General features: G+C 71.8%; 22 protein-coding genes and 1 pseudogene. 17 read left to right on the top strand and 6 right to left on the bottom strand.

Features of this window, described 5'->3' with window-relative positions; translation table 11 throughout:
* Nucleotides 1-39: 39 nt before the first annotated feature.
* From AB0D93_RS24985 to AB0D93_RS25015, 7 genes are all read left to right on the top strand, one after another.
* Nucleotides 40-1,044 (top strand): TauD/TfdA family dioxygenase, encoded by a 1,005-nt coding sequence (locus tag AB0D93_RS24985; RefSeq protein WP_362123008.1) that lies wholly within the window; start codon nt 40-42, stop codon nt 1,042-1,044.
* Nucleotides 1,041-2,111, top strand: a complete 1,071-nt coding sequence (gene sbnB / locus AB0D93_RS24990; RefSeq protein ID WP_362123011.1) for a 2,3-diaminopropionate biosynthesis protein SbnB — start codon at nt 1,041-1,043, stop codon at nt 2,109-2,111. Before AB0D93_RS24985 ends, sbnB begins: the two co-directional genes overlap by 4 nt.
* Before the next feature lie 36 nt (nt 2,112-2,147).
* Nucleotides 2,148-3,143, top strand: a complete 996-nt coding sequence (gene sbnA / locus AB0D93_RS24995; RefSeq protein WP_362123013.1) for a 2,3-diaminopropionate biosynthesis protein SbnA — start codon at nt 2,148-2,150, stop codon at nt 3,141-3,143.
* Nucleotides 3,144-3,420: 277 nt separating this feature from the next.
* Entirely contained in the window at nt 3,421-5,817 is a 2,397-nt protein-coding gene (locus AB0D93_RS25000; RefSeq protein WP_362123015.1) for a glycosyl hydrolase family 65 protein, read from the top strand.
* A gap of 260 nt (nt 5,818-6,077) precedes the next feature.
* Nucleotides 6,078-7,064 carry a L,D-transpeptidase gene (locus tag AB0D93_RS25005; protein WP_362123018.1) on the top strand — a complete coding sequence of 329 codons (987 nt, stop codon included), beginning with the start codon at nt 6,078-6,080 and terminating at the stop codon, nt 7,062-7,064.
* Nucleotides 7,065-7,210: 146 nt separating this feature from the next.
* Nucleotides 7,211-7,849 (top strand): ATP-dependent Clp protease proteolytic subunit, encoded by a 639-nt coding sequence (locus AB0D93_RS25010; RefSeq protein WP_362123021.1) that lies wholly within the window; start codon nt 7,211-7,213, stop codon nt 7,847-7,849.
* Nucleotide 7,850: 1 nt separating this feature from the next.
* On the top strand, nt 7,851-8,453 hold the full coding sequence (locus AB0D93_RS25015; protein WP_362123024.1) for an ATP-dependent Clp protease proteolytic subunit: 603 nt from the start codon (nt 7,851-7,853) through the stop codon (nt 8,451-8,453).
* Between the two features lie 72 nt (nt 8,454-8,525).
* Here AB0D93_RS25015 and AB0D93_RS25020 read toward each other — a convergent pair whose 3' ends face one another.
* Nucleotides 8,526-8,936, bottom strand: coding sequence for a helix-turn-helix transcriptional regulator (locus AB0D93_RS25020; protein WP_362123027.1), 411 nt, complete (start codon nt 8,934-8,936; stop codon nt 8,526-8,528).
* A 198-nt stretch (nt 8,937-9,134) separates the two neighbouring features.
* On the opposite strand from AB0D93_RS25020, the gene AB0D93_RS25025 reads away from it, so the two are divergent.
* Nucleotides 9,135-9,383 carry a hypothetical protein gene (locus AB0D93_RS25025; protein ID WP_362123030.1) on the top strand — a complete coding sequence of 83 codons (249 nt, stop codon included), beginning with the start codon at nt 9,135-9,137 and terminating at the stop codon, nt 9,381-9,383.
* 105 nt (nt 9,384-9,488) lie between these two features.
* On the opposite strand, the gene AB0D93_RS25030 is transcribed toward AB0D93_RS25025, so the two are convergent.
* Nucleotides 9,489-9,821 carry a cupin domain-containing protein gene (locus AB0D93_RS25030; RefSeq protein WP_362123032.1) on the bottom strand — a complete coding sequence of 111 codons (333 nt, stop codon included), beginning with the start codon at nt 9,819-9,821 and terminating at the stop codon, nt 9,489-9,491.
* A 340-nt stretch (nt 9,822-10,161) separates the two neighbouring features.
* On the opposite strand from AB0D93_RS25030, the gene AB0D93_RS25035 reads away from it, so the two are divergent.
* Nucleotides 10,162-10,797, top strand: a complete 636-nt coding sequence (locus tag AB0D93_RS25035; protein ID WP_362123035.1) for a TetR family transcriptional regulator — start codon at nt 10,162-10,164, stop codon at nt 10,795-10,797.
* A gap of 322 nt (nt 10,798-11,119) precedes the next feature.
* Here AB0D93_RS25035 and AB0D93_RS25040 read toward each other — a convergent pair whose 3' ends face one another.
* Nucleotides 11,120-12,733: an MFS transporter gene (locus tag AB0D93_RS25040; protein WP_362123038.1), complete on the bottom strand. Its 1,614-nt coding sequence runs from the start codon at nt 12,731-12,733 to the stop codon at nt 11,120-11,122.
* Nucleotides 12,734-12,924: 191 nt separating this feature from the next.
* Here AB0D93_RS25040 and AB0D93_RS25045 point away from each other — a divergent pair, with 191 nt between their 5' ends.
* Together AB0D93_RS25045 and AB0D93_RS25050 are read left to right on the top strand one after the other, a co-directional pair.
* On the top strand, nt 12,925-13,563 hold the full coding sequence (locus tag AB0D93_RS25045) for a TetR/AcrR family transcriptional regulator (RefSeq protein ID WP_362123041.1): 639 nt from the start codon (nt 12,925-12,927) through the stop codon (nt 13,561-13,563).
* Nucleotides 13,564-13,620: 57 nt separating this feature from the next.
* Entirely contained in the window at nt 13,621-14,406 is a 786-nt protein-coding gene (locus AB0D93_RS25050) for a DUF2993 domain-containing protein (protein WP_362123044.1), read from the top strand.
* Between the two features lie 12 nt (nt 14,407-14,418).
* Here the strand turns inward: AB0D93_RS25050 and AB0D93_RS25055 are convergent, their stop codons facing one another.
* Nucleotides 14,419-15,054 (bottom strand): TetR/AcrR family transcriptional regulator, encoded by a 636-nt coding sequence (locus AB0D93_RS25055; RefSeq protein WP_362123047.1) that lies wholly within the window; start codon nt 15,052-15,054, stop codon nt 14,419-14,421.
* A 134-nt stretch (nt 15,055-15,188) separates the two neighbouring features.
* Here AB0D93_RS25055 and AB0D93_RS25060 point away from each other — a divergent pair, with 134 nt between their 5' ends.
* The 5 genes and pseudogenes from AB0D93_RS25060 to AB0D93_RS25080 form a co-directional block, all read left to right on the top strand.
* A complete protein-coding gene (locus tag AB0D93_RS25060; protein ID WP_362123050.1) occupies nt 15,189-16,334 on the top strand; it encodes a VOC family protein in 1,146 nt (381 codons plus the stop codon).
* Between the two features lie 23 nt (nt 16,335-16,357).
* The gene (locus AB0D93_RS25065) at nt 16,358-17,296 is read left to right on the top strand and encodes a fumarylacetoacetate hydrolase family protein (protein WP_362123053.1); all 939 of its coding nucleotides are present in this window, start codon (nt 16,358-16,360) and stop codon (nt 17,294-17,296) included.
* Nucleotides 17,297-17,315: 19 nt separating this feature from the next.
* Nucleotides 17,316-18,899, top strand: coding sequence for a bifunctional 3-(3-hydroxy-phenyl)propionate/3-hydroxycinnamic acid hydroxylase (locus AB0D93_RS25070; protein ID WP_362123056.1), 1,584 nt, complete (start codon nt 17,316-17,318; stop codon nt 18,897-18,899).
* Nucleotides 18,896-20,869, top strand: a complete 1,974-nt coding sequence (locus AB0D93_RS25075; RefSeq protein ID WP_362123059.1) for an acetoacetate--CoA ligase — start codon at nt 18,896-18,898, stop codon at nt 20,867-20,869. Before AB0D93_RS25070 ends, AB0D93_RS25075 begins: the two co-directional genes overlap by 4 nt.
* 134 nt (nt 20,870-21,003) lie before the next feature.
* Nucleotides 21,004-21,132, top strand: a pseudogene (locus AB0D93_RS25080) (IclR family transcriptional regulator C-terminal domain-containing protein); the annotation flags it as partial.
* Nucleotides 21,133-21,395: 263 nt separating this feature from the next.
* Here AB0D93_RS25080 and AB0D93_RS25085 read toward each other — a convergent pair.
* Both AB0D93_RS25085 and AB0D93_RS25090 read right to left on the bottom strand, forming a co-directional pair.
* On the bottom strand, nt 21,396-22,361 hold the full coding sequence (locus AB0D93_RS25085; protein WP_362123062.1) for a pirin family protein: 966 nt from the start codon (nt 22,359-22,361) through the stop codon (nt 21,396-21,398).
* Between the two features lie 263 nt (nt 22,362-22,624).
* Nucleotides 22,625-23,320, bottom strand: coding sequence for a type 1 glutamine amidotransferase domain-containing protein (locus tag AB0D93_RS25090; protein WP_362123065.1), 696 nt, complete (start codon nt 23,318-23,320; stop codon nt 22,625-22,627).
* A gap of 139 nt (nt 23,321-23,459) precedes the next feature.
* Here AB0D93_RS25090 and AB0D93_RS25095 point away from each other — a divergent pair, with 139 nt between their 5' ends.
* Entirely contained in the window at nt 23,460-24,365 is a 906-nt protein-coding gene (locus tag AB0D93_RS25095) for a LysR family transcriptional regulator (RefSeq protein ID WP_362123068.1), read from the top strand.
* Nucleotides 24,366-24,419: the final 54 nt, after the last annotated feature.

Consider the following 24,419-nt stretch of genomic DNA (forward strand, 5'->3'; position numbering starts at 1 on the left):
CCCGTCGCACCCCAGGCGGTCGACCGAAAGGAACCCCAGATGCCGTTCTCCTCGCTGGCGTCAGCGCTGGATGTGGAGTTGCGACCGGACAAACCGGCCCTGCTGCACGTCGATCCCCTCGACGACGCCCCGACCTGGGCGGCCGAGTACCGTGCGGCGCTGCGCGCGCAGGTCACCGAGCACGGGGCGCTGGTCGTGCGCGGCCTCGGGCTGCGCGACATCGATCAGGTCGAGGCCGTCTTCGCGCGGCTGGCCGGCGACCTGATGACGGAGCGGGAGGCCTTCGCCCCCCGCGAGGCCCACCGCCCCGGCCTGTACGCGTCCACGACCTGGCCCGCCAACCAGCCGATGTGCATGCACCACGAGCTCAGTTACCCGCTCCAGGTGCCCGGCCTGATGCTGTTCGCCTGCCTCACCGCTCCCGAACAGGGCGGGGCCACGGCGGTGGCCGACGCCGAACAGATCCTCACGGCCCTGCCCACCGGACTCACCGAACGGTTCGAGCGTGAGGGCTGGGTACTCACCCGCACCTACAACGACGAGATCGGGGCGAGCCTGGCGGAGTCGTTCGGCACCGACGACCGCGCCGAGATCGAGCGCTACTGCCGGGCCAACGCCATCGACTGCACCTGGCGGCCCGACGGGACACTGCGCACCGAACAGCGCCGCAACGCCGTCGTACGACACCCCCTCACGGGCCGGCGCTGCTGGTTCAACCAGATCGCCTTCCTCAACGAGTGGACGCTGGCCCCGGAGGTGCGCGAGTACCTCGTCGAGGTGTACGGCGCGGACGGACTGCCGTTCAACACCCGCTACGGCGACGGCGGTCCGATCGGCGAGGACGTCGTCCAGCTGATCAACTCCACCTACGAGGCGCACACCCGACGCGAACCCTGGCAGGCCGGTGACCTGCTGCTCGTGGACAACATCCGTACCGCGCACAGCAGAGAGGCCTTCACCGGAGAACGGCAGGTACTGGTCGGCATGGCCGAGCCCCTCCGGCCGGCCGAGGACTGCCCGGCCCCGGAGGCGAGCGAGCGATGACCGACGTACTGCCGACCGCCGGCTTGGCGGCCGTGCCCGAACGGCCTCGCGTACCGACGTTCGCGGTGATCAGCGGTGAACAGGTGCAGCGCGCGCTGAGCGGGCGCGAGCAGCACCTGGTGCCACTGGTCGAGGCCGCCTACCGGCTGCACGACGCCGGAGACACGGTCAACCCGCCGTCGTACTTCCTGCGCTTCCCCGACCGCCCCACGGCGCGGATCATCGCCCTGCCCGCATCACTCGGCGGACCGGCCCCCGTGGACGGTCTGAAGTGGATCTCCAGCTTCCCGCAGAACGTGGGCGCCGGGCTGCCGAGGGCCTCCGCGGTGCTCATCCTCAACGACCACGACACCGGCTACCCGTTCGCCTGCCTGGAGAGCTCGATCATCAGCGCCACCCGGACCGCGGCGTCCGCGGCGCTGGCGGCCGACCGGCTCAGCCGCGGCCGTCAACGCCCCACCCGCGTCGGGTACTTCGGCACAGGGCTGATCGCCCGTTACATCCACACCTTCCTGACCGGCACGGGCTGGGCCTTCGAGGCCGTCGGCGTGCACGACGTGTCCGCCGACAGCGCCCGGGGTTTCTGCGGCTACCTGCGGCAGGCCGACGCCACCGCCGCGGTCACCGTCCACGACAGCGCCGAGGACCTCGTCCGCTCCAGCGACCTCGTGGTGTTCGCCACCGTCGCCGGCCGGCCTCACGTCACCGACCCGGCCTGGTTCGGCCACAACCCCCTCGTCCTGCACGTGTCGCTGCGCGACCTCGCCCCCGAGGTCCTGCTCGGCGCGGCCAACTTCGTCGACGACGTCGAGCACTGCCTGAAGGCCGACACCTCGCCCCATCTGGTCGAACAGCTCACGGGCAACCGCGACTTCCTGAACGGAACGCTCAGCGACGTCATCGCCGGGCGTGCCGCACCGCCGGCCGACCGGCCGGTGGTGTTCTCGCCGTTCGGGCTCGGCGTCCTGGACCTCGCCGTCGGCAAGTACGTCTACGACGAGGTGTCCCGGGCGGGGAACCTCCGCCTCATCGATGACTTCTTCCACGAACTTCGCCGCTACGGCTGAGGCCGTCGTCCTCGGCCCGGCACCAGGAGGTCCGCCGTGCCTGTCATCTCCGCTCCGTACGAGTTCAACCAGGGCGATCTCTTCGTCGATCTGGACTCGATCTGCGGATACCCGCTGTACCTGAAGTGCGAGGCCTTCAATTTCGCCGGCTCTATCAAGCTGAAGGCCGCGAGGGAGATGGTGGAGACCGCCGAACGGGACGGAGTCCTGAAACCGGATTCCGTCGTCGTCGAGTCGTCCTCCGGAAACCTGGGCGTCGCGCTCAGCATGATCGCCGCGAGCAAGGGATACCGGTTCCTGTGTGTGACGGACTCCCGGTGCAACCTGTCGACCAGACTGCTGATGGAGGCGCTCGGCAACGAGGTGCACATCGTCGCCGACCAGGACTCCAACGGAGGCTTCCTGGGCACACGGATCGAGTACGTCCGTGCGCTGTGTGCCTCCGACGACCGGTACGTCTGGCTCAGCCAGTACACCAACGAGGGCAACTGGTGGGCGCACTACCGCACGACGGCCCCCGAGATCGCCCGCCAGTTCCCCGAACTGGACGTCCTCTTCGTCGGCGCGGGCACCACCGGGACGCTGATGGGCTGCGCACGCTACTTCCGGCGGTGGCACCGGCCGGTGCGGATCGTCGCCGTGGACAGCGTCGGCTCGGTGGCGTTCGGCGGCGAACCGGGCCGCCGGATGATCCCGGGCCTCGGTATGAGCATGCGCCCGCCGCTGCTCGACGAATCCCTCGTGGACGAGGTGATCCAGGTGGCGGAGACGGACACCATCCGTATGTGCCGGCGCCTGGCCGGACGCGGTTTCCTGTTCGGCGGCTCCACCGGAACGGTGGTCAGCGCGGCGACGGACTGGCTGGCACGACATGACACCCGCACCGTCACCGCGGTGGCCATCGCACCGGACCTCGGCGAGCGTTACCTCGACACCGTCTACCAGACCAACTGGCTGCAGGATCTGTACGGCGATCAGGTGCTCGACACCGCGGACCCCGCACCGACGGACACCCTGTCCCAGGAGGCCTGAGAGCCCGATCAGGGCCCCAGGGCACGTCCCCGCGGCCCAGTGGGCCTCGACCGTGCGGGTGCCTCCCGGCGTGCCGGACGGTGTCCTGCCGCGCCCCCGCGCAGCCGCCTTCTAGCCTCGGCGGCACGCTGGGGCTTCCCGCGCACGTCCGTGCCCGCCTGTTCGAGGACCGCATCGCCCGAGGGCCGGGAACGGACGTCGACCGGGTGGGCGAGGCGGGGCGGGCGCGCGGCGCCGGTGTGGTCGCCCGTGATCCGGCAGACCTTCTGGAGGAACGGTGATCACCCATCCGAGTTTCACGGTAGAGCCGTGGTCGCTGCGCGAGACCGAGCTGAACCTGGACGTGCTTGCGCAGAGCGAATCGGTCTTCGCCCTCTCCAACGGGCACATCGGATGGCGCGGCAACCTCGAGGAGGGAGAGCCGCACGGACTGCCCGGCGCGTACCTCAACGGCGTCCACGAACGGCATCCGCTGCCCTACGCCGAAGCGGGCTACGGCTATCCCGAGTCCGGCCAGACCGTGATCAACGTCACCGACGGCAAGATCTTCCGGCTGCTGGTCGACGACCACCCGTACGATCTGCGCTACGGTCGGCTGGTCGCGCACGAGCGGGTCCTGGACTTCCGCTCGGGAGTCCTCAGCCGCAGCGCACGGTGGACGTCACCCGGCGGTCGTACGGTACGGATCTCCTCGCGGCGGCTCGTGTCCTTCACCCAGCGCGCGGTGGCCGCGGTGGTGTACGAGGTGGAGCCGGTCGACGGACCGGCCACGGTGGCCGTGCAGTCCGAGCTCGTCGCCAACGCGCCGCTGCCACGGTTCGAGGGCGATCCGCGGGTGGCCGCGGCGATCGGGTCACCGCTGGCGGCCGAGGAGAACTTCGCGCAGGACACCCGGCTGCGGCTGGTGCACCGCACCGACCGCAGCGCGCTGCGGGTGGCGGCGGCGGCCGACCATCTCGTCGAAGGTCCGGAGAGCACCCGCTGGTCGGCGCAGTGCGAGCCGGACGTCAGCCGTCTGACGGTCACCGCGGACCTGGTGCCCGGCCAACCGCTCCGGCTGGTCAAGTTCGTGGCCTACGGCTGGTCGGGGGAGCGTTCGCTGCCGGCCGTGCACGATCAGGTGGACGCGGCGGTGGCGGCCGCGGTCAGCACCGGCTGGGACGGTCTGGCCGCGGCACAGCGGGCGTACCTGGACCGCTTCTGGGCGGGCGCGGACGTCGAGGTCGAGGGCAGCGCGCGGATCCAGCAGGCGGTGCGGTTCGCCCTCTTCCACGTGCTCCAGGCGGCGGCCCGCGGCGAGAACCGGGCGATCGCCGCCAAGGGCCTGACCGGAACCGGGTACGACGGACACTGTTTCTGGGACACCGAGTCCTATGTGCTGCCCGTGCTCACCTACACCGCTCCCGAGGCCGTCGCATCGGCGCTGAGGGCGCGTCACCGGATGCTGCCGGCGGCCCGGGAACGCGCGCGTCAGCTGGGGCTCGCGGGAGCGGCGTTCCCCTGGCGCACGATCGACGGTGCCGAGTGTTCCGCCTACTGGCCGGCCGGGACGGCGGCCTTCCACGTCAACGCCGCCATCGCGCTGGCCGCCGACCGGTACGTCATGGTGACCGGGGACGAGGACTTCGAGCGCGTCGAGGGGCTCGACCTCCTCGTGGACACCGCCCGGCTGTGGCGCTCGCTCGGGCACCACGACGCGGAGGGCGTCTTCCACATCGACGGGGTCACGGGTCCCGACGAGTACAGCGCGATCGCCCGCGACAACCTGTACACCAACGTGATGGCCCGGCAGAACCTGGTCTCGGCCGCGGACGCCGCCGTACGCCATCCGGAACGCGCCGCGGAACTCGGTGTCGACGACGAGGAGGCCGCGGCCTGGCGGGACGCCGCGGCCCGCATGGCGGTGCCGTACAACGACGCGCTCGGCGTCCACGAGCAGTCGGCCGGTTTCACGAGCTTGCAGCGCTGGGACTTCGAGGCGACCCCGCCCGAGAACTACCCGCTCCTGCTGCACTACCCCTACTTCGACCTCTACCGCAAGCAGGTGGTGAAGCAGGCCGACCTGGTGCTGGCCATGACGGAGTGCCCGGACGCCTTCTCCGACGAGCAGAAGGCCCGCAACTTCGCCTACTACGAGGCGCTGACCGTCCGTGACTCCTCCCTGTCGGCGTGCTTCCAGGCGGTGCTCGCCGCCGAGACCGGCCATCTGCGCCTGGCCTACGCCTACCTCGGCGAGGCCGCGCTGATGGACCTGGACGACCTGGAGCACAACACCCGCGACGGGCTCCACATCGCCTCCCTCGCCGGGACCTGGATCGCGCTGGTCGCCGGGTTCGGAGGCGTGCGCCGGTGCGCAGGCGACCAGGCGAAACCGGCCCTGCTGGCGTTCGCACCGCGCCTGCCGGAGGAACTGTCCAGGGTGGCGTTCACGCTCCGGGTCCGCGGATGCGGGCTGAAGGTGGAGATCGGTCCGTCCCGTGTGCGGTACCGCCTGCTGGACGGCGACCCGGTGGTCGTGCTGCATCACGGCGAGCCGACGACCCTGACCGCCGGCACCCCGGTGGAACGCCGTCTGCCGCCCCCACCCGCGCGCCCCGAGCCGCAACAGCCCCCGGGCCGTCGCCCGGTGGGCCTGGCCGCCGAGGACGAGGAGCGGGCGGCGACACAGGAGTAGCGCACCGGACGCGGCCGGCCCGTCCGGCCGGACTCCTGCTGGTCTCGGGCGACAGCGCCATGCTCCTCCTCACCCTCGGTCGCGTGCATGCGTTCGGGACGAGTGCGGTACTCACGAGGGGATGGGTCACCGGCCGAGCGGTGGTGCGCACACATTTTTGGGACACGCTTTGCACGACGCACGCAACTGTGGTGCACACCTCGGCTGTCTGACAGGGAGTCGGGCCCTCAGGGCCGAAGAGCGAGAGAGCGGGGCAGGGCGTGGGACGGCGCAAGGGCGGCATAGGGATCGCACTCGTCATGGGCGCGGTGCTGGTGGGCGCGAGTGCCTGCGGCGCGGGCGGCAGTGACAAAGCGGGCGGGGACGACGCCAAGGCGTCGGGCAAGCCGGGCGCGAGCGCCTCTCCGTCACCGACGAAGCCCGCCGGCCCGCCGATGCTGCTGGATACGATCACCCCGCAGACGGGCGCCACGGTCGGCGTGGCCATGCCGATCTCGGTGGTCTTCACGAACCCCGTGGCGGCGAAGGCACGGGCCGCGGTGGAGAAGCACATGAAGGTCAGCGCCTCGCAGCCGGTGGCCGGCGCCTGGCACTGGTTCGGCGACAGGCGCGCCGACTGGCGCCCGAAGACGTACTGGCCCGCCGGCACGAAGGTGAAGGTCGACGCCGACATGACGGGCGTCAGCAACGGCAACGGCCGTTACGGCGTGCACGACTACACGCACTCCTTCACGGTCGGCGACGACGTGCGCGCGGATGTCTCGGTGACCGGCCACACCATGAAGGTCACCCGGAACGGCAAGCCGGTGCGCACCCTGTCGATCAACGCGGGCAGCGCCCAGTACCCCACGTGGAACGGCACGATGGCCGTCATCGACAAGCAGGAGAAGGTCCACATGACCTCCTGCAGCGTCGGCATCAGCTGCGACAAGGGCAGCCCCAACTACTACGACCTGACGCTGCCCTGGGACGTCCACCTGACCCAGTCCGGCACGTATGTCCACTACTCGACCGGCGACCCCTATCCGGGCAGCGGCAGCGCCCGCGGCTCGCACGGCTGCGTCCACCTGTCCATGTCGGACGCCAAGTGGTTCTACGGCCAGGTCAAGCAGGGCGACCCCGTCACCATCACCGGCTCGCCCCGTGCCAAGGCCCCGGCCGACAACGGCTACGCCGACTTCAACCTGGGATGGGACCAGTGGCTCGCGGGCAGCGCGTCGGGGGAGGGCACGACCGCGACGCTGTGACGTGGCTCTTGCGGCATCCGCGCGAGAGGGGCTGAGCCTTCGTCTCTGCCGGTGGCGAATCTGCGGCCGGCAGAGAAACCGCGTCCGGGGATCTCCCGGGGTCAAGAGTGGAGTCGACGGCATCCCTGCCTCGACAAGGAGACCAGATGACTCCACTCACCATGCTCCGGCCCCGCGCGGAGGAGGGCGACACACCGCCCAGCCGCTTCGACGACCATCTCGCGGCACAGCTCCTCGCCCAGCGGATCGTCCTCCTCGGCACCCAGGTCGACGACGTGTCGGCCAACCGGGTCTGCGCGCAGTTGCTGCTGCTGTCGGCGGAGGACCCGCGCACCGACATCAGCCTGTACGTCAACAGCCCCGGCGGGTCGGTCACGGCGGGCCTCGCCATCTACGACACCATGCGGCTCATCCCGAACGACGTCTCGACGCTGGCGATGGGATTCGCCGCCAGCATGGGACAGTTCCTCCTCACCGTGGGGGCGCCCGGCAAGCGGCTCGCGCTGCCGAACGCGCGCATCATGATGCACCAGCCCTCGGCGGGCATCGGTGGGACCACCGCGGACATCGAGATCCAGGCGGAGAACCTCCAGTTCACCAAGAAGGCCATCGAGCGGATCACCGCCGAGCACACCGGGCAGAGCGAGGAGACGATCGCGCGGGACGGCGACCGGGACCGCTGGTTCACGGCCGAGCAGGCCAGGGAGTACGGGATCGTGGACCGGGTGGTGGAGTCGCTCGCCGACATCCGCCCGGCCGCGTCGCGCCGACGGATGGGGCTGTGACATGGGGTCGTACACGGTTCCCTACGTCATCGAGCGGACCGCGCAGGGTGAGCGGTCCTACGACGTCTTCAGCCGGCTGCTGAACGAGCGGATCATCTTCCTCGGCACCGAGATCGACGACGGGGTCGCCAACGTGGTCATCGCGCAACTCCTCCATCTGGAGTCGGCGAACCCGGAGCACGAGATCTCGATCTATCTCAACTCGCCCGGCGGATCGTTCACTTCGCTGATGGCGATCTACGACACGATGACCTTCGTGCAGGCGCCGATCTCGACGTTCTGCGTCGGCCAGGCGGCGTCGACGGCGGCGGTGCTGCTGGCCGGCGGCGATCCCGGCCGGCGGTTCGTGCTCCAGCACGCACGGGTGCTGCTCGGCCAGCCGGCCAGCGGCGGCCGGCAGGGGACGGTTTCCGATCTCAGCCTCGCGGCCAAGGAAATGGTCCGCATCCGTTCACAGGTGGAGGAGGTCCTGTCCCGGCACACGCAGCACGACGTGGCGACGCTGCGCGCGGACATGGACCGGGACAAGGTGCTCACCGCCGAGGAGGCCGTCGCCTACGGGCTCGCCGACGAGGTGCTGAGCCGACGGCTCGCGTTCGTCTGACCGGGGGCGGCCGTGGCCGAAGGCCGGCCGGTACGGCGGTGCCGCGCTCCGCCGTACCGGCCGGCGGTTCGGTCAGGCGGCGAGGCACAGGCCGTCGTACCGTGCCGTGGGCGACGTGGGGCCGTACCGGGCCAACTCGTCCTGGGCGAGCGAGAGCAGGTCGGTGAGGCCGAGCCCGAGGGCCTGGGCGGCGGCCGCGAGCACCTCGGAGGAGGCCTCCTTGCGCCCGCGCTCCACCTCCGACAGGTACGGCATCGAGATCCGGGCCGCCTCCGAGACGTCCTTCAACGTGCGCTCCTGGGCGAGCCGCTCACGCCGCAGCACATCGCCGACGAGGTCGCGCCACAGAGGTTCCCTGGGCGCGGGTGCCCGTGGGGCTCCTGTCGGTCGCTGCGGGGCGCGGCTCGCCCCACCGGAAACTGGCGGCGAGTTCTGCGGGCGCAGGGGGATGACGCGGGCTTCGTCCGGCGCATGAGTGCTCACCCCTTCAGCCTAGGGATCCGCGGCGCCGGGGGAAGGGAGCGGCGTTCTGCCCTGGGTGAAGCCGGGCGGGCGGACCGGCGGTGCCGGTGTCAACACGTCGCGGTCGGTATCCCACGCGAGCGTGGCCGCCTCAAAACCTCCACCTAGATATATCTAGAAGCGGCGCGCGCGGCGGGGACGGGTCGCTAGCGTGGTCGGATGGACACGGAGAGCTTGCCGCACGCTGCTACCGGAAACCTGCGCAGTCAGCTCGTCGCGCACGAGGAAGTCGTCCGTCGACTGGCGAAGCAACTCGGCATCGCCGGCTGCTTCGAGGCCTGCTGCGCGGTCCGCGACGCGGCGGACCTGCTGCTCGCCGCTGGCCGCATGCTGGCCGAAGAGGCGCCCTGCCGGGCCACGGCCCACACGACGGCCGCTTTGTACTCGTTCTCCTTGGCGGACGCGTAACCGGCACGAGCGCCGGCAGGCGTCGCGGTGCCATGTCGCGCAGTGGCCCCGCGGTACCCGAAAGTGTCCGCCTACGACGGCCGCGGTGACCGTGGGCGGATCGGGTCAGGAGGTCTTGGCGACGGTCAGCAGCACGGCGGCGTCTTCGAGGGCCTCCAGGCTGTGGCGGGCGGGCGGCACGAGGAGCAGGTCCCCGGTCATCCCCTCCCACACGTCATCGCCGCTGCGCAGCCGTACCCGGCCGTGCAGGACGTGCACCGTGGCCTCGCCCGGATTCTCGTGTTCGGCCAGAACAGTGCCGTCGCGCAGTGCGATGAGCGTCTGTCGCAGGACGTGTTCGTGCCCGCCGTAGACGGTCTCGGCGCTGCGGCCGTGGGAGGAAGCGGTGGCCCGCCCCAGGTGTTCGCGGACATGGGCGTCGAGGGAGAACTTCCGCATGGCGGTCGTATCCCCTTTCTGGGTCTGCAGCGGACGCCCTGGCGGCGCTGGCGAAGTCCGCTGGTGAGCGGTTCCGGTCGACGGGCGCCGACACGAGCCGGACCTGTGCCGCCTCGGTAGTACCCAGGTGCCACGGAACCACACACGAGAGGGATTCGGGTGGGACACGCGGCTGCGGCCGACCGCTGCCCGGCGACATGAGGCCGTGGCGGTGCTGCACCTGCGCCTGTCCCGCCTCCCGCGACCTCCGTCACCGCGGATGCGGCCACGGGTCGGGCCGCGTCTCGCGTGTCAGAATGGGGGCGCTCGTTCTTCCCTCCGCCCGCATCGAGGTTCCTCCGTGTCCCAGCCCGTCGGCCGCGTGCCGCAGCGACGCAACGCGCGGTCCAACCGGGAGCGCATCCTGGCGACCGCACGCCAGGAACTCGGACGCAACCCCGACATCACCCTGGAGGAGCTGGCTCGCGCCTCCGGCGTCGTCCGGCGCACTCTTTTCGGGCACTTCCCCGGGCGGGCGGCGCTCCTGGAGGCGCTGGCCGCGGAGGCCGCGGAGGCTCTCCAGGTCGCTGTGGCCGTCGGAGCGCCGGGGACGGAGCCGGCCGAGCAGGCGCTCGCGCACTTCACCCTGTCGATGTGGCCCGTGGGCGACCGCTACCGGATGCTCCTGGCGCTGGCCCGTCGGGACCTGGGTACGGAACGTGTCAACGAGATCCTCAAGCCCGCCCGTTTCAGGGTCACCGGCATCCTGGAACAGGGGCAGGGCGAGGGCGTCTTCCACTCCCATCTGCCGCCCGCCGTGCTCAGCGCCGGCCTGGAGGCGATGACGGTCGCCCTGCTGGAAGAGGTCAACACCGGGGCGTTCGAGGACGACGGCAGCCGGGTGGCCGTCGCCACGCTCATCGCGGCCGGGGTTCCGGAGAAGCGGGCGCTCGCCGTGGTCGAGGCAGCCGCGGCGGAGGACGCCACCGACGGTTGAGCCGCGCCGCGGCGGAGGATGCCACCGACGGTTGAGCCGCGCCGCGGCCGTTGAAGCAGAGGCCCGGACACGGGCGGTGATCGGCTCGTGGCGCGGGCGGCGGTCGCCGGTCTGGGTGGGGGCAGTGAGAGCGGATGGCAGTCGTCGGCCTGGCTGGGGGCAGCGAGAGCGGGCGGCGGTCGTCGGTCTGGCTGCGGACAGCGAAAAGGGACGGTGCCGGGCGTCCCCTCCCGGCACCGTCCGGGGCCGTGCGCCGCTCAGGCACGGCCCGTCCTGGGGTGGTGGGGGCCGGAACGGTCTCCGGCCCGCTGCCTCATGGGGCTCAGACGGCGCCCACGGACTCGGTCTCCCGCGCCGCTACCGCCGTGTCCTGCTGACGGTGCTTGCCGGTGTGCCTGCGGCCGGGCAGGACCGCGATGACGATCACGGCTCCGACGGCCATGATGACGCCGCCGATGAGGCTGGTGTGGGCGATGGCGTGGGCGAAGGACTCGTGCACCGCCGCGACCAGGGTCTGGGCCTGCTGGGGTCCGCCCCGCGGGTTCTTCGCGACCTGCTCGGCGACCGCGAGCCCGCCGCCGACCGAGTCCTTGGCGGTGTCCATCGCGGCGGCCGGGAGGTGGCCGCCGACCAGGTCGGTCAGCCTGTGCTTGTAGGAGGTGGCGAGGAGCGAGCCGAGGATCGCGATGCCCAGGGAGCAACCGAGTTCCAGCGACGTGTCGTTGGCACCGCCGCCGACGCCCAGCTCCGACTCGGGGAAGGAACCCATGATGGTGTCGGTGGCCGGCGACAGGCTCAGACCGATCGCGAAGCCCAGCACCACCAGGGACGGCAGGAAGTCGGTGTACGCCGAACCCGCCTCGATGCGAGTGAGCAGGATGACGCCCGCCGTCCCGAGCACCATGCCGATGCCCACGACAGCCTTCACGCCCAGCTTCGGCGTCAGCTTCGCGGTCACCGCGGCGCCGACGAACACGGCCCCGGCCAGCGGCAGCAGGCGCACGCCGGTCTCCAGGGCGTCGTAGCCGAGGACGAACTGCAGGAACTGGGTGGAGTAGTAGATCGATCCGAAGGTGCCGAAGAAGAAGAACAGCACCGCCGTCATCGAACCGGAGAACGGGCGCTCGGCGAACTTGCGCACGTTCAGCATCGGGTTCGGGTGGCGCAACTCCCAGGCCACGAAGGCCAGCAGGCCCACGCCGGCGACCACGGCCGCGGTGATCGGGCCGGTGCCCCAGCCGAAGTGCGGGCCCTCGATGGTCGCGTAGACCAGGGAGCCGATGGAGACGATCGACAGCAGACCACCGACGTAGTCGATGCGGCCCATGCCCTCAGCCTTGGACGGCGGCACGAGGAGCAGCGCGCCCACCACGCCGAGGACGGCGACGGGGACGTTCATCAGGAAGGTCGAGCCCCAGGCGTGGTGCTGCAGCAGCCAGCCGGCGGCGAGCGGGCCCGCGGCGATGGCGAGGCCGGAGGTGGCTGACCAGGCGGTGATGGCCTTGGCGCGCTCGGCCCTCGGGAAGATGGCGACGAGCAGGGAAAGGGTGGCCGGCATGACGACGGCGGCGCCCACACCCATGATCGCGCGTGCGGTGATGACCAGGTCGGTGTGATGGACCTGGCTGCCCATCACCGAGCCGCCCGCGAAGATCAGCAGGCCCAGGACCAGGGCGCCGCGGCGGCTGTACTTGTCGCCGATCGCGCCCAGCACCAGCATCAGCGCGGCATACGGGACGGTGTAGCCGTCGATGACCCACTGCAGGTCGCTGCTGGACAGGCCCAGGTCCCTCGTCATGTCGGGCGCCGCCACGATCAGTGAGGTGTTCGCCATGACGACGATCAGCAGACTCAGGCAGAGCACGAGCAGGGCCCACCAGCGCCGGGGGTAGGGCCCCGTCGTCTTCTCGGCGGGTGTGTTGGCAAAGAGCGGCATAGAAAGCTCCTCGGCGGGAGGCGAAGCGAAGGCTTCGTGGGTTCGCGGATCGGTGTGAGCGGTACGAGTGCGGCCATGGGCCTGCGAGGCACCGGGCAGTTAATTGCCCAACGATGTGCAGGCTAGTTTATTGCCCGTCGATGTGCAAGTATCGGGCCTGCCCTCCCACCGACGACACCGGAGGTCCCGACGTGACCAGCACACACGGGGTAGACACCCCAGGGCGCAGCCGCACCCTCCTCACCCGGTCCCGCATCCTCGAAGCGGCCAAGCGGGAACTCGGCCGTGACCCCGACAGCAGCCTCGGGGACATCGCCGAAGCCGCGGGGGTGGTGCGCCGTACGGTCTACGGCCACTTCAACGGCCGGGCCGCGCTCGTGGACGGTCTGGTGGAGGACGCCGCGCAGGCACTGCGGCAGGCGCTCGCGGACCCGGGGGCTCCTGGCGTGGACGCGGTCACGGCGCTGGCACGCTTCGTCCTCGCCCTATGGCCCGTCGGCGACCGGTACCGCATGCTCCTCCGCCTGGCCCCACACGACCTCGGGGCCGGGCGGGTCGCCGAGGTCCTGGCTCCCGCGCGCGAGACGGCGGCGGCGATCATCGCCCGAGGGCAGCGGCAGGGGGTCTTCCAGACCAGCGTGCCGGCCGATCCCCTGAGCCGGGCACTGGAGGGCCATCTGCTAGGGCTCCTGGAGTGCGTCAACGCCGGCACCTGGAGCGACGACGGCACGCGCACCGCGGCTGCCGCCCTGATCGCCGTGGGTGTGGACGGCGACCTCGCCGTCACCCGCGTCCGAAGCCTCGGCCGGCCGGAGCGCGTCGGCGCCTGAGCCTCGGCCCCCCATGTTCCAAGAAGTTTCCGAGCCCTACCCGGAGAGGACATCCCCATGTACGAGTCCCAGCCCGACGGCAGGTTCGTCGACGAGCCCTACTACGGCGACGCCGCCGTATATGCGAGCCCGCCCCCTCCCGGGCGGCGGCGCCGGATCGTCATCGCCGCGTCCCTGGCGGCGCTGCTGGTCGGCGCCGTCGTGGCCGACCGGATGGCCGCGGCCCACGCGGAGAGCCGTACGGCCGAGGCGTTCCAGGAGGGCATGGGCACGCCCGACCGGCCTTCGGTGCACGTCAGCGGCTTTCCCGTGCTGACGCAGCTGGCCCGGGGCAGCCTGCGGCACGTCGACATCACCGCGAACGACATACCGGCCCGGGGGGCGACGCGGCCGCTGCCGGTGACGAAGCTGACCCTCGGCCTGGACGGACTCAAGACCTCGGGGAACGCCGAGGAGGCCCAAGCCCGCAGCGTCGAGGCGACCGCCTTCCTGTCGTACGACGACCTGTCGGGCGCCCTCGGCCTGCGGATCTCGCGGGGGGACAGGCCGGGACGGGTCGACGCGACGGCCAGGCTGCCACTCGCCGGGGACGTGACCGTGAGCGCGGCGGTCTCGGCGGCCGGTGGCGACCGCATCGCCTTCTCGGACATCCGTGTCACTCAGGGTGAACTGATTCCGCCGGCCAAGGCGCTGCTGGACAAGGGGCTGTCGAAGCCCATCCCGCTCCGGAATGTCCCCCAGGGCCTGCACCTGCGTTCGGTGACCCCCACGGACAGCGGGATCGAGGCCCGCTTCACCGGCACGTCGGTCACCTTTCGTCCGAACCCGTCGTCGGCCGTGTGACGTGCCGGCCGGTCAGGCGAGGTCGGGCAGGGGCCGCCGGGCGACCTCGTGGGCGTCGTCCGGTGGTACGCCCAGCATGCGCAGGACCATTTCGGCGAGGTCCACCGCGGCCTGGTCGCCGTCGAGGTCGGGGCGGGCGAACCTCAGCTCCACCAGGGACAGCAGCGTGCCGCCCAGTGCCGACAGCGCGACCGCCGGGTCCACGGCCGTGAAGCGGCCGGAGGCCATGCCGACCTGGAGGTCACGCAGCGCCCGGGTGGACAGGCCGTTCTCCGAGTGGACGTGGCCGAGGCCGCGGCGGCGCAGGACCTGCATGAGCTCCGGGTGGGACTCCGCCATCCGGGCGCTGAGCCGGAAACCGGCCGCGAGCAGCTCGGCCGGGTCGTCGATCCCGGACAGGTGCTCGTCGAAGTTCTGCCCGAACTCCTCGAGGGCGTCCACCACGGCCGCCTCGAACAGCTCGGTCTTCGACTCGAAGTGGTTGTAGAAGGAGCCGAATCCGACGTCGGCGCGCTCGGCGATCGCCTGGATGCTGGCGCCGGCGTCCCCGGTCTCGGCGAGGATCTGCCGGGCCGCGCGAACGAGCGCCCGACGGGTCTCGGCGCGGCGCCGCTCGAACCGGTTGCTGGGCGGGGCTGACGTAGGCATGCGCAGAGTCTAGCGGCAGGGCGATGGGGCTCACAGTGCTGATGAATTCATCATTTCTTGCCGGTGATGGGTTGACGGCGGAACTGTCACAGTTGATGATTTCCTCATTACGGCAATGTTGCTCGGAGGGCACCGTGTCTGAAACCCGCGTCCCGGGGGCCGACGTCAAGACGGCCCACCAGGACCTCCACAGCGAGCAGGGCGCCCTGCGCGGCGAACACCCCGGCCGCTCCCGGAACCCGCTGATCAAGGTGGCGGACCTGGCCTGGCTCGAGTTCGAGAAGCCCGACCTCGACCGGGCCGAGGTGTTCGCCCGGGACTTCGGCTTCCAGACCGCCGCGCGCACCGAGCGGGAGCTGTGGCTGCGCGGCACCTTCGCCGGCTCGCCCTGCATGGTGATCCGGCGCGGCCGTACGTCCCGTTTCATCGGCCCGGCGTTCCGCGCGGCCGAGCGGGCCGACCTCGGCCGGCTGGCCCGCGCCACCGGCACAGCCGTGGGGGACGCGGACGTGCCCGGCGGCGGCAGGGCGGTCGACCTGCTCGACCCGTCCGGCTTCCCGGTACGTGTGGTGCACTGCGGAGAGGAACTTCCGGCGCTGCCCGAGCAGCGGCCGCTGCAGCTCAACTTCGGCACGGATCACCGCCGTACGAACGCCACGCAGCGCCCACCGCGCGAACCGTCCCGGATCCAGCGCCTCGGCCATGTCGTCCTGGAGACCCGCGTGTTCGGCCGCGCCCTGGACTGGTACCTGGACACCCTGGGCATGATCGTGTCCGACTTCCTCTTCCTGGACGGCCAGCGCGACCGGGGCCCGACGATGGCGTTCATCCGCTGCGACCGGGGTGGCACGCCGGCCGACCACCACACCCTCGCCATGCACCTGGGGCCGGGGACGGGCTATGTCCACTCCGCCTACCAGGTGACCGACCTGGACTCCATCGCCGCCGGCGGTGAGTACCTGGGCGAGCGCGGCTACAAGCGCAGCTGGGGCATCGGCCGGCATATCCAGGGCAGCCAGCTCTTCGACTACTGGCGCGACCCCGACCACTTCATGCTGGAGCACTTCGCCGACGGCGACCTGTTCTCCTGCGACGTCGAACCCGGCTGGGCCCCCATGTCCACGAGCGGGCTGGCCCAGTGGGGCCCGCCGGCCACCCGTGACTTCCTCGGCGCCGGCCCCTCCCCGCAGCGGATCCGCGACGTGATCGAGGCCCTGCGCGGCGACAACGAGATGGACCGCGCACGCCTGCTGGGTCTGCTGAAGGCCGCGAACTCCTGATCCCCCTCACAGAAGGCAAGACAATGAGCACCAACGTCCTGCGCACCGCCGACGGCTGGTGGGTCGTCCGTGGCCACCGCGCCGTCCCCGTCGACACCAAGGCCGCCACCACCGCCGAACTGATCGCCGACCGTGCCGCCGTGCGCGAGGCGGCCCTCTCGGACGACACGGGCACGCCCGTCGCCGACCTGGTCGCCCTCTCGCCGGTCACCACCCCCTGCCGGGTGGTCGCCCAGATGGTCAACTACCGCAGTCACGCCCGCGATTCGGGCTTCACGGGCGACATCCCGCCCGCCTTCTTCCGCAAGGCGTCCGGCTCGGTCAGCGGACCTGCTCAGGCCGTCGTCCGACCCTCCCATGTGCGGTTCCTCGACTACGAGATCGAGCTGGGGCTCGTCATGGGCGCGCCGCTGCCCGTCGGCACCGTCGTCGAGGAGCGGGACCTGCCGTCGTACGTCGCCGGGCTGGTCATCACCAACGACGTCAGCGCCCGTGACGTGCAGCTCACCAAGACACAGTTCTACGAGAGCAAGTCCTACCCCACCTTCACGCCGACCGGCCCGTACCTGACCCTGCTGGAGCCGGAGGACTTCGCCCATCTGCTCGGCCTGCGGCTGAAGTTGTCCGTCAACGGCGAGCTGCGCCAGGACCGCACCCTCGCCGACATGATCGTCCGCCCGGCACAGGCCCTGACCCTGCTGGCCCGCTTCCAGACCCTGGAACCCGGCGACCTGCTGCTCACCGGCACCCCCGGCGGCACGGCGCTCAAGGCGCCGCCCAAGGCGGTGGAGAAGATCGGTTCGCTGCTGCCGCCCGCCGCGAAGTGGAAGGCGTTCTTCAAGAGCCAGGCCCGCAACCCGCACTACCTCCGCACCGGTGACGTGATCACGGCGACGATCTCGTCCCCGGACGGCCGGATCGACCTCGGCGAGCAGCGCACGCCCGTCACGGACGCCGAGTAGGACCCGAGGTGAGCCGCACATGACCGTCGAGCACAACTCGGCAGACGCACCCGTAGTGATCATCGGCGCCGGGCCGGTGGGCGTGACCGCCGCCCTCCTCCTCGCCCGGCGCGGGGTCCGCAGCATCGTCCTGGAACGCCACCGGGACGTCTACCCGCTCCCGCGCGCCGTCGCCACCGACGACGAGGTGTGCAGGATCCTCCAGGCCGCGGGCGTGGAAGAGGAGTTCGCCGCCATCTCACGTCCCGCCAAGGGGCTGCGGCTGCTGGACGCGCGGCACCGGGTGATGGCCGAGTTCCGCCGCTTCGGGCACGGCCCTCACGGCTACCCGCAGACCAGCATGTTCGACCAGCCCGAGCTGGAGCGCCTGCTGCGCGACGCCCTGGCCCGGCGCCCGGAGTGCGAACTGCGTGGCGGCGCGGAGGTCACCGCCGTCGGCCCGGACACCGCGGGCCCCGTGCGCGTGACCTACCGCGACGACGACGGCGAACACCACCTGTGGGCGCAGGCGGTCCTCGGCTGCGACGGCGCCCACAGCCTCACCCGCGACGCCATCGGCGCCCTCTGGGAGGACCTGCGCTTCGAGGAACACTGGACGGTCGTCGACGTCCGGACGAACGCCGGCGTCCGCTGCTGGGAGGGGGTCGACCAGGTCTGCGACCCGGACCGGCCGGCGACCTTCATGCGCGTCGGCGAGGACCGCTACCGCTGGGAGTTCCGCCTGCGCGACGGGGACGAACCGGTCCGCGAGCTGGTGGCCCCCTGGGTGCCGCCCTCGTACGACGGGGACTTCGAGGTCGTCCGCAAGACCCGGTACACCTTCCGGGCGCGCGTCGCCGACCGGTGGCACCAAGGACGGATCTTCCTCCTCGGCGACGCCGCCCACCTCACCCCGCCCTTCATCGGACAGGGGCTGTGCGCGGGCCTGCGGGACGCCTACAACCTCACCTGGAAACTCGCCCGCGTGCTCCAACAGGGAGCGGAGGAAGGGCTGTTGGACACGTACGAGAGCGAGCGCAAGCCGCACGCGCGTCATGTGATCCGGCTCGCGGTGGTCATGGGCTGGGCCATGACCGGCGGCCAGGACGGTGCCGCCGCACTGCGCCGCAGCCTCCTGGCCGCCGCGTGCCGCGTCCCCGGCCTGACCGAACTGGCCGGCCGCGACCTCAGCCCGCCCCTGAGCGCGGGGCCCCTGGTGCGGCGCCGTACCCGCCGGGGGCTGGTGGGCACGCACTGCCCGCAGCCCTGGGTGAGCGCCGGCGGACGGCGCACCCGTCTCGACGACGTGCTCGGCGACTCCTTCACCGTCCTGACCGCCACCGATCCCTGGCCCTCGCAGAGCGCGCTCGCCCACGGGCTGGGCGTCCGGGCGGTCTGCGCGGCCGACCTGGGCGACGACGGCACGCTCGCCGCCTGGCTGCGTGCCGGCCGGGCGGACGCCGTACTGCTGCGCCCCGACCGCGTCGTCATGGACATCGTCCCCGCCGGCGGCCGCGACTTCACGGACACCGCCGCCTGGGCGTCCCTGCTGCACACCACGCGCGGCCCCCACCCTTCCCCACGGACCGTCGAGAAAAGCACGTTGAGGAGCGCCACCCGATGACCAGGTCGTACCCGGCCCCCTTCTTCACTCCCGACCCGGAGGACGTGGCCGCCAGCCGCATCGTGGACTTCGCCCGTCACGCGGGGCTGGACGGTTCCGACTACGCCGCCCTGCACCGCTGGTCGGTCACCGACCTGGAGGGTTTCTGGGGCGCGGTGTGGGAGTACTTCGACGTCGAGGCGGCCACCCCGTACGAGCGCGTCCTGGCCGAGGAGGCCATGCCGGGCGCCCGCTGGTTCCCCGGCGCCACCCTCAACTACGCCCACCACGCACTGCGCCACGTACCGGACGACGGCGCCGCGATCGTCGCCCTCGACGAGACCGGCTCCTCGTACGAGGTGACCGGGAGGCAGCTGCGCTCCCAGGTCGCCTCGGTGGCCGCGACCCTGCGCGAGCTGGGGGTGCGGCGGGGCGACCGGGTGGTCGGCTACCTGCCCAACACCCCGCACGCGATCGTCGCGTTCCTCGCCGCGGCTAGCCTGGGCGCCGTGTGGTCGGTGTGCGGCCAGGACTACGCCCCCAAGGCCGCCGCCGACCGGTTCGCGCAGCTCGAACCGACCGTCCTGATCACCGCCGACGGCTACCTCTTCAACGGCACCACGCACGACCGCCGCGAGGCCGCACTCGAACTGGCCCAGTCCCTGTCGACGTTGAAGTCCACCGTGCTCGTGGACCACGTCGGGCTGCCCCGGCCGTCGGAGAACCACCCCTGCCTGGCGATCCCGTGGGAGGACGCGTCCACCCGCAGCGAGGAACTCACCTGTGTCCCGGTGCCGTTCGACCACCCGCTGTGGGTGGTGTTCTCCTCCGGCACCACCGGCCTACCCAAGGGCATCGTGCACGGCCACGGCGGCGTCCTGCTCGAACACCTGAAGACCCTGGCCCTGCACTCCGACCTCGGCCCCGGTGACCGCCTGCTGTGGTACACCACCACCCACTGGATGATGTGGAACCTGGTCGCCTCCACCCTGCTGACCGGCGCCACGACGTGTACCTACGACGGCAGCCCGGCGCCGTTCGCCAAGCTCGACGTCCTGTGGGAGCTGGCCGCGCGTCACCGGGTGACCGTCTTCGGCACCAGCCCCCAGTACCTGCTCGGCATGGCCAAGTACGGCATCGACCCGTCCATCCACGACCTGTCGTCGATCCGCGTGGTCGGCTGCACCGGTTCCGCCCTGCCGGCCTCCGCCTACCCCTGGGTCCGCGACCACGTCGGCGGCCATGCCCTGCTCGCGTCCATCAGCGGTGGCACGGACGTGGTGTCCGGCTTCGCGGGCAGCGCGCCCAACACGCCGGTGTGGGCGGGTGAGTTGTCCGCGCCGCACCTGGGCGTGGCGCTGGCCGCGTACGACGCCGAGGGTGTCCCGGTCACGGATCAGGTCGGCGAGCTGGTCGTAACCCGGCCCATGCCGTCGATGCCCCTGTACTTCTTCAACGACCCGGACGGCACCCGCTACCGGGACGCCTACTTCTCCTCCTACCCCGGCGTCTGGCGGCACGGCGACTGGATCACGCTCAGGGGACACGGTTCGGTGATCGTCCACGGCCGCTCCGACAGCACGCTGAACCGCAACGGCGTGCGCCTGGGCAGCGCCGACATCCACGACGTCGTCGAACGCCTCCCCGAGATCGCAGAAGCCCTGGTCATCGGAGCGGAGGAACCCGACGGCGGCTACTGGATGCCGCTGTTCGTGGTCCCCGCCGCCGGGGTGAGCCTGGACGATTCCCTCCGTGAGAAGATCAAGGACGCGATCCGCACCGGCGCCTCACCCCGCCACGTCCCCGACGAGATCCTCGAAGTGCCCGGAATCCCGCACACCCGCACCGGCAAGAAGCTCGAAGTCCCGGTCAAGCGCCTCCTCCAGGGCGCCCCGGCCGAACAGGTCGTCAACCCGGCCGCGGTGGACATCCCTGACCTGATCGACCACTTCGCCCGCCTCGGGGCCGAACGCCAAGACCGGTCGGCATGACCAGCGCACACCGCACCCCCACCGTGGCCGGCGCAGGTGCAGCACCGCTGCCGCGGCCCTCGGCAGCCCCCCGCCCGGTCGCAGCCTGCTCCCACGGGGCACGGCGGAGCAGTCCGCCTTCGAGGTCGCCTGCCGTTAGCTGCATCGCGGCCCCTGTCTTCGCCGGCGGCAGCACCGTCGCGGCTCTCTCGGTGGCCGTACCGCGCCCCCGTTTCAGCCCCGCCCAACTCGCCCCGGCCGTACGGACCGCGGCACTGGCTCTCCCGGGCGCTGCGGGGCAACGGCTGACCCGGGCATCGCGGCCCGGGCCAGGGGTTCCGCACCGTCAACCGTCCGGCGCGGAAGAACGCCGTTCGAAGAACCGCATGAGAGGTACTGGCAAAGGCGGTGGACGGGGCGGTGGGTGACGAGGCAGGCGGCGAGGCCGAGGAAGCCCTCGTGGATGTCGTCGCGTCGCGGCGCTCCGCAGGCGGCGGTGGCCGTACGGCCAGGGATCGCTCGTTCGACAATCCGGCGGACGGTGGACTCAGCGCACCCGGCCCCGCGCCTTCAGCGGCACCGGCGGCAGCTCCGGCGCAGGCAACGGATCTCCGTCGTAGCCCTTTACAACCCCGAACCTCGACCCGCTCATCCAGTCCTCCCGGGCCTGCTCGATATCGTCCTGGGTGCGTCCGACGAAGTTCCACCACATGATCAGCTCCTCCGCGAACGGCTCCCCGCCCAGCAGCATGATCCCGGCGTCCGACTCGGCGCGCAGCGGGAGTTCGGAGCGGCCGCAGCCGAGGTAGAGCATCGAACCGGGGAGTACCGGGACGCCGTCCACGTGGACCTCGCCGGACATGGCCAGTACGCCGTACTCGAAATCGGGTTCCAGCGGCAGCCGTACGTCGGCACCCCGGGTGAGGGCGAGGTCCGCGCCGACGATCGGGGTGTACGTCGTACCGGGCGAGGCGGAACCGTCCAGGTCGCCGAGGATCACCGTGGCGGTCAGGCCGGGCGCGGTGACCGTGGGCAGGTCCGGGTGGTACTCGAACTCCGGCTCGGTGTGGCGGTGTTCGTCGGGCAGTGCGACCCACAGCTGGGCGCCGTGCAGGAAGCGGGCGTGCGGACGCGGGCTCTCCTCGGAGTGGCTGATCGCGCGGCCCGAGGTCATCAACCCCAGTTGCCGTGGCCGGATCGTCTGCAGGCTGCCCGTAGAGTCGCGGTGCAGCACCTCGCCCTCGTGCAGCCAGCTGACCGTCTGCAGCCCGATGTGCGGGTGCGGCGGCACCTGCATGCCCGGCTCGTCGGCGATGTCGTCCGGACCGTAGTGATCGACGAAGGCCCACGCGCCGATCATGCGACGGCCGAGGTTGGGCAGCAGCCGGCGCACCTCGGTCGACTCGCCCAGCTTCACCTGACGAGGGCTCAGCAGTTCGCGTACGGGCTCGGCGACGACGAATCCGCGGCCGCCGCAGACGCTGGGCACGGGTGCGCGGTCAAGATTGCTCATGGCGCCCAACTTAGCGGGGCGGGCCCCGCAACGGTGAGCGCGGAAACGCGGAATGTACGGCAAGCGCCTGATGCTGCTGATCCTCCCTCGGTATCGGCGGTGCGCTCGGCCTGCCGTACGACTGGCCCGTGCCGTTCCGGACATCAGGCGCTCGGCGCCGTCGCCGGCGTGCGCCCGCCTGACCCTTGTGGACGCCGAGGGCGACGTCGTCCCCACGGCGACCACCGGAGACGACGGGTGCACGCCTTCTCCGACCGGGCCTCTCAGCCCAGCTTCTCCAGCAGTTCCTGGGCGACCGGGCCCGCGGAGGCCGGGTTCTGGCCGGTGATCAGGTTGCGGTCGGTCACGACGTGGGGCGCCCACGGCTCGCCGGTGCGGATCTGCACGCCCGCCTCGGTCAGCCGGTCCTGGAGCAGCCACCGGGCCCGCTCGGCGAAACCGGCCTGGCCTTCCTCCTCGTTGGTGAAGGCGGTCGCGCGGTAGCCGGCGAAGGCGTTGACGCCGTCGGCGCGGACCGCGGCGAGCAGCGCGGCCGGCCCATGGCAGACCACGGCCAGCGGCCTGCCCGAGTCGAGGGCCGCGACGAGCAGCCGGCCCGAGTCGGCGTCCACCGCCAGGTCCTCCATCGGGCCGTGCCCGCCGGGGTAGAAGACCGCGGCGAAGTCGTCGAGGTCGACCTCCGCGAGCTTGACCGGCGTGCTCAGCTCGGCCATCTCCGCCAGGCCGCGCCTGACCTCCTCGGCCCTCTCCCGACCGCCGTTGACCTCGGGGGCCAGGCTCGCCTGGTCGACCCGCGGCACCACACCGCCCGGCGTCGCGACCACGATCTCGTGACCGGCGGCCTTGAGGGCGCGGTAGGGGACCAGGGCCTCGTCGGCCCAGAATCCGGTCGGGTGCAGGGTGCCGTCGGCGAGCGTCCAGTGGTCGGCACCGGTCAGCACGAACAGGATCTTCGACATGGGTTCCTTCTCCCGGAGCTGGGTGTTTCCACAGAGAACGTAGGCGAGCCGACCCATAGGCAACCAATGAATCACCCAATAGCTGACATTGGATTCCCTATGGGTGCCGGGGAATACCGGACGGTGAATACTCGGACGCGTGGAGACCGCTTCCCTCGACCTGAACCTGCTGCGCACCTTCCTCGCGGTGTACCGCTCCGGCTCCTTCACCGGGGCCTCCCGCCTGCTGGGCCTGTCGCAGCCGACGGTGACGACACAGATGCGCGCGCTGGAACGGCAGACCGGCCGGGAGCTGTTCGAACGGTTGCCGCGCGGTGTCGCGCCGACCCCGGTCGCCGACGAGCTGGCGGCCCGGATCGCCGCGCCCCTGGACGAGCTGGCCGCCGTCGCGGGACCGACGGTCCCGGCGGGCGCGCGCCGTGAACCCGTGCATCTGGGTGGTCCTGCCGAACTGCTCTGCACCACCGTCCTGCCGGCCCTGGCGCCCCTGGTCGCCGAGGGCGTACGGCTTCGGGTGTCCACGGGGCTGACGGATCCCCTGCTGGAGGAACTGCGCGCGGGCCGTCACGACCTGGTGATCGCCACCACCCGCCCCCGGGGCCGTGCCCTGCACGCCGTGGCGCTCAGCGACGAGGAGTTCGTGCTCGTGGCCGCGCCGGTGTGGGCCGGGCGGCTGGCGGACCGGACGGCCGACGAGGGGCCCGCCGCCCTGCACGACCTGCCGCTCGTCACGTACGCCGAGGACCTGCCGATCGCCCGCCGCTACTGGCGGCACGTCTTCGGCCGGCGTCTGTCCCGCACCGCCGACGTGACCGTGCCCGACCTGCGCGGTGTGCTCGCGGTGGTGGCCGCCGGCGCGGGGTTCGCGGTACTGCCCCGCTATCTGTGCCAGGACCTGCTGGACTCCGGCGCGCTCGTGGCCCTGCTGGAGCCGGAGGACCCGCCCATCAACACCGGCTTCCTGGTCCAGCGCCCCGGCGTCCCCGACAACCCGGACGTGCCCCGCGTCCGCGCGCACCTGCTCCGGGAGGCGCGCACCTGGTAGCGGTACGACCGTCGCCCTCACCCGCCGCCGGCCCGCGGACCGCCGGCCCACTCC

This window comes from Streptomyces sp. NPDC048191, assembly GCF_040652655.1.
Classification (GTDB): domain Bacteria; phylum Actinomycetota; class Actinomycetes; order Streptomycetales; family Streptomycetaceae; genus Streptomyces.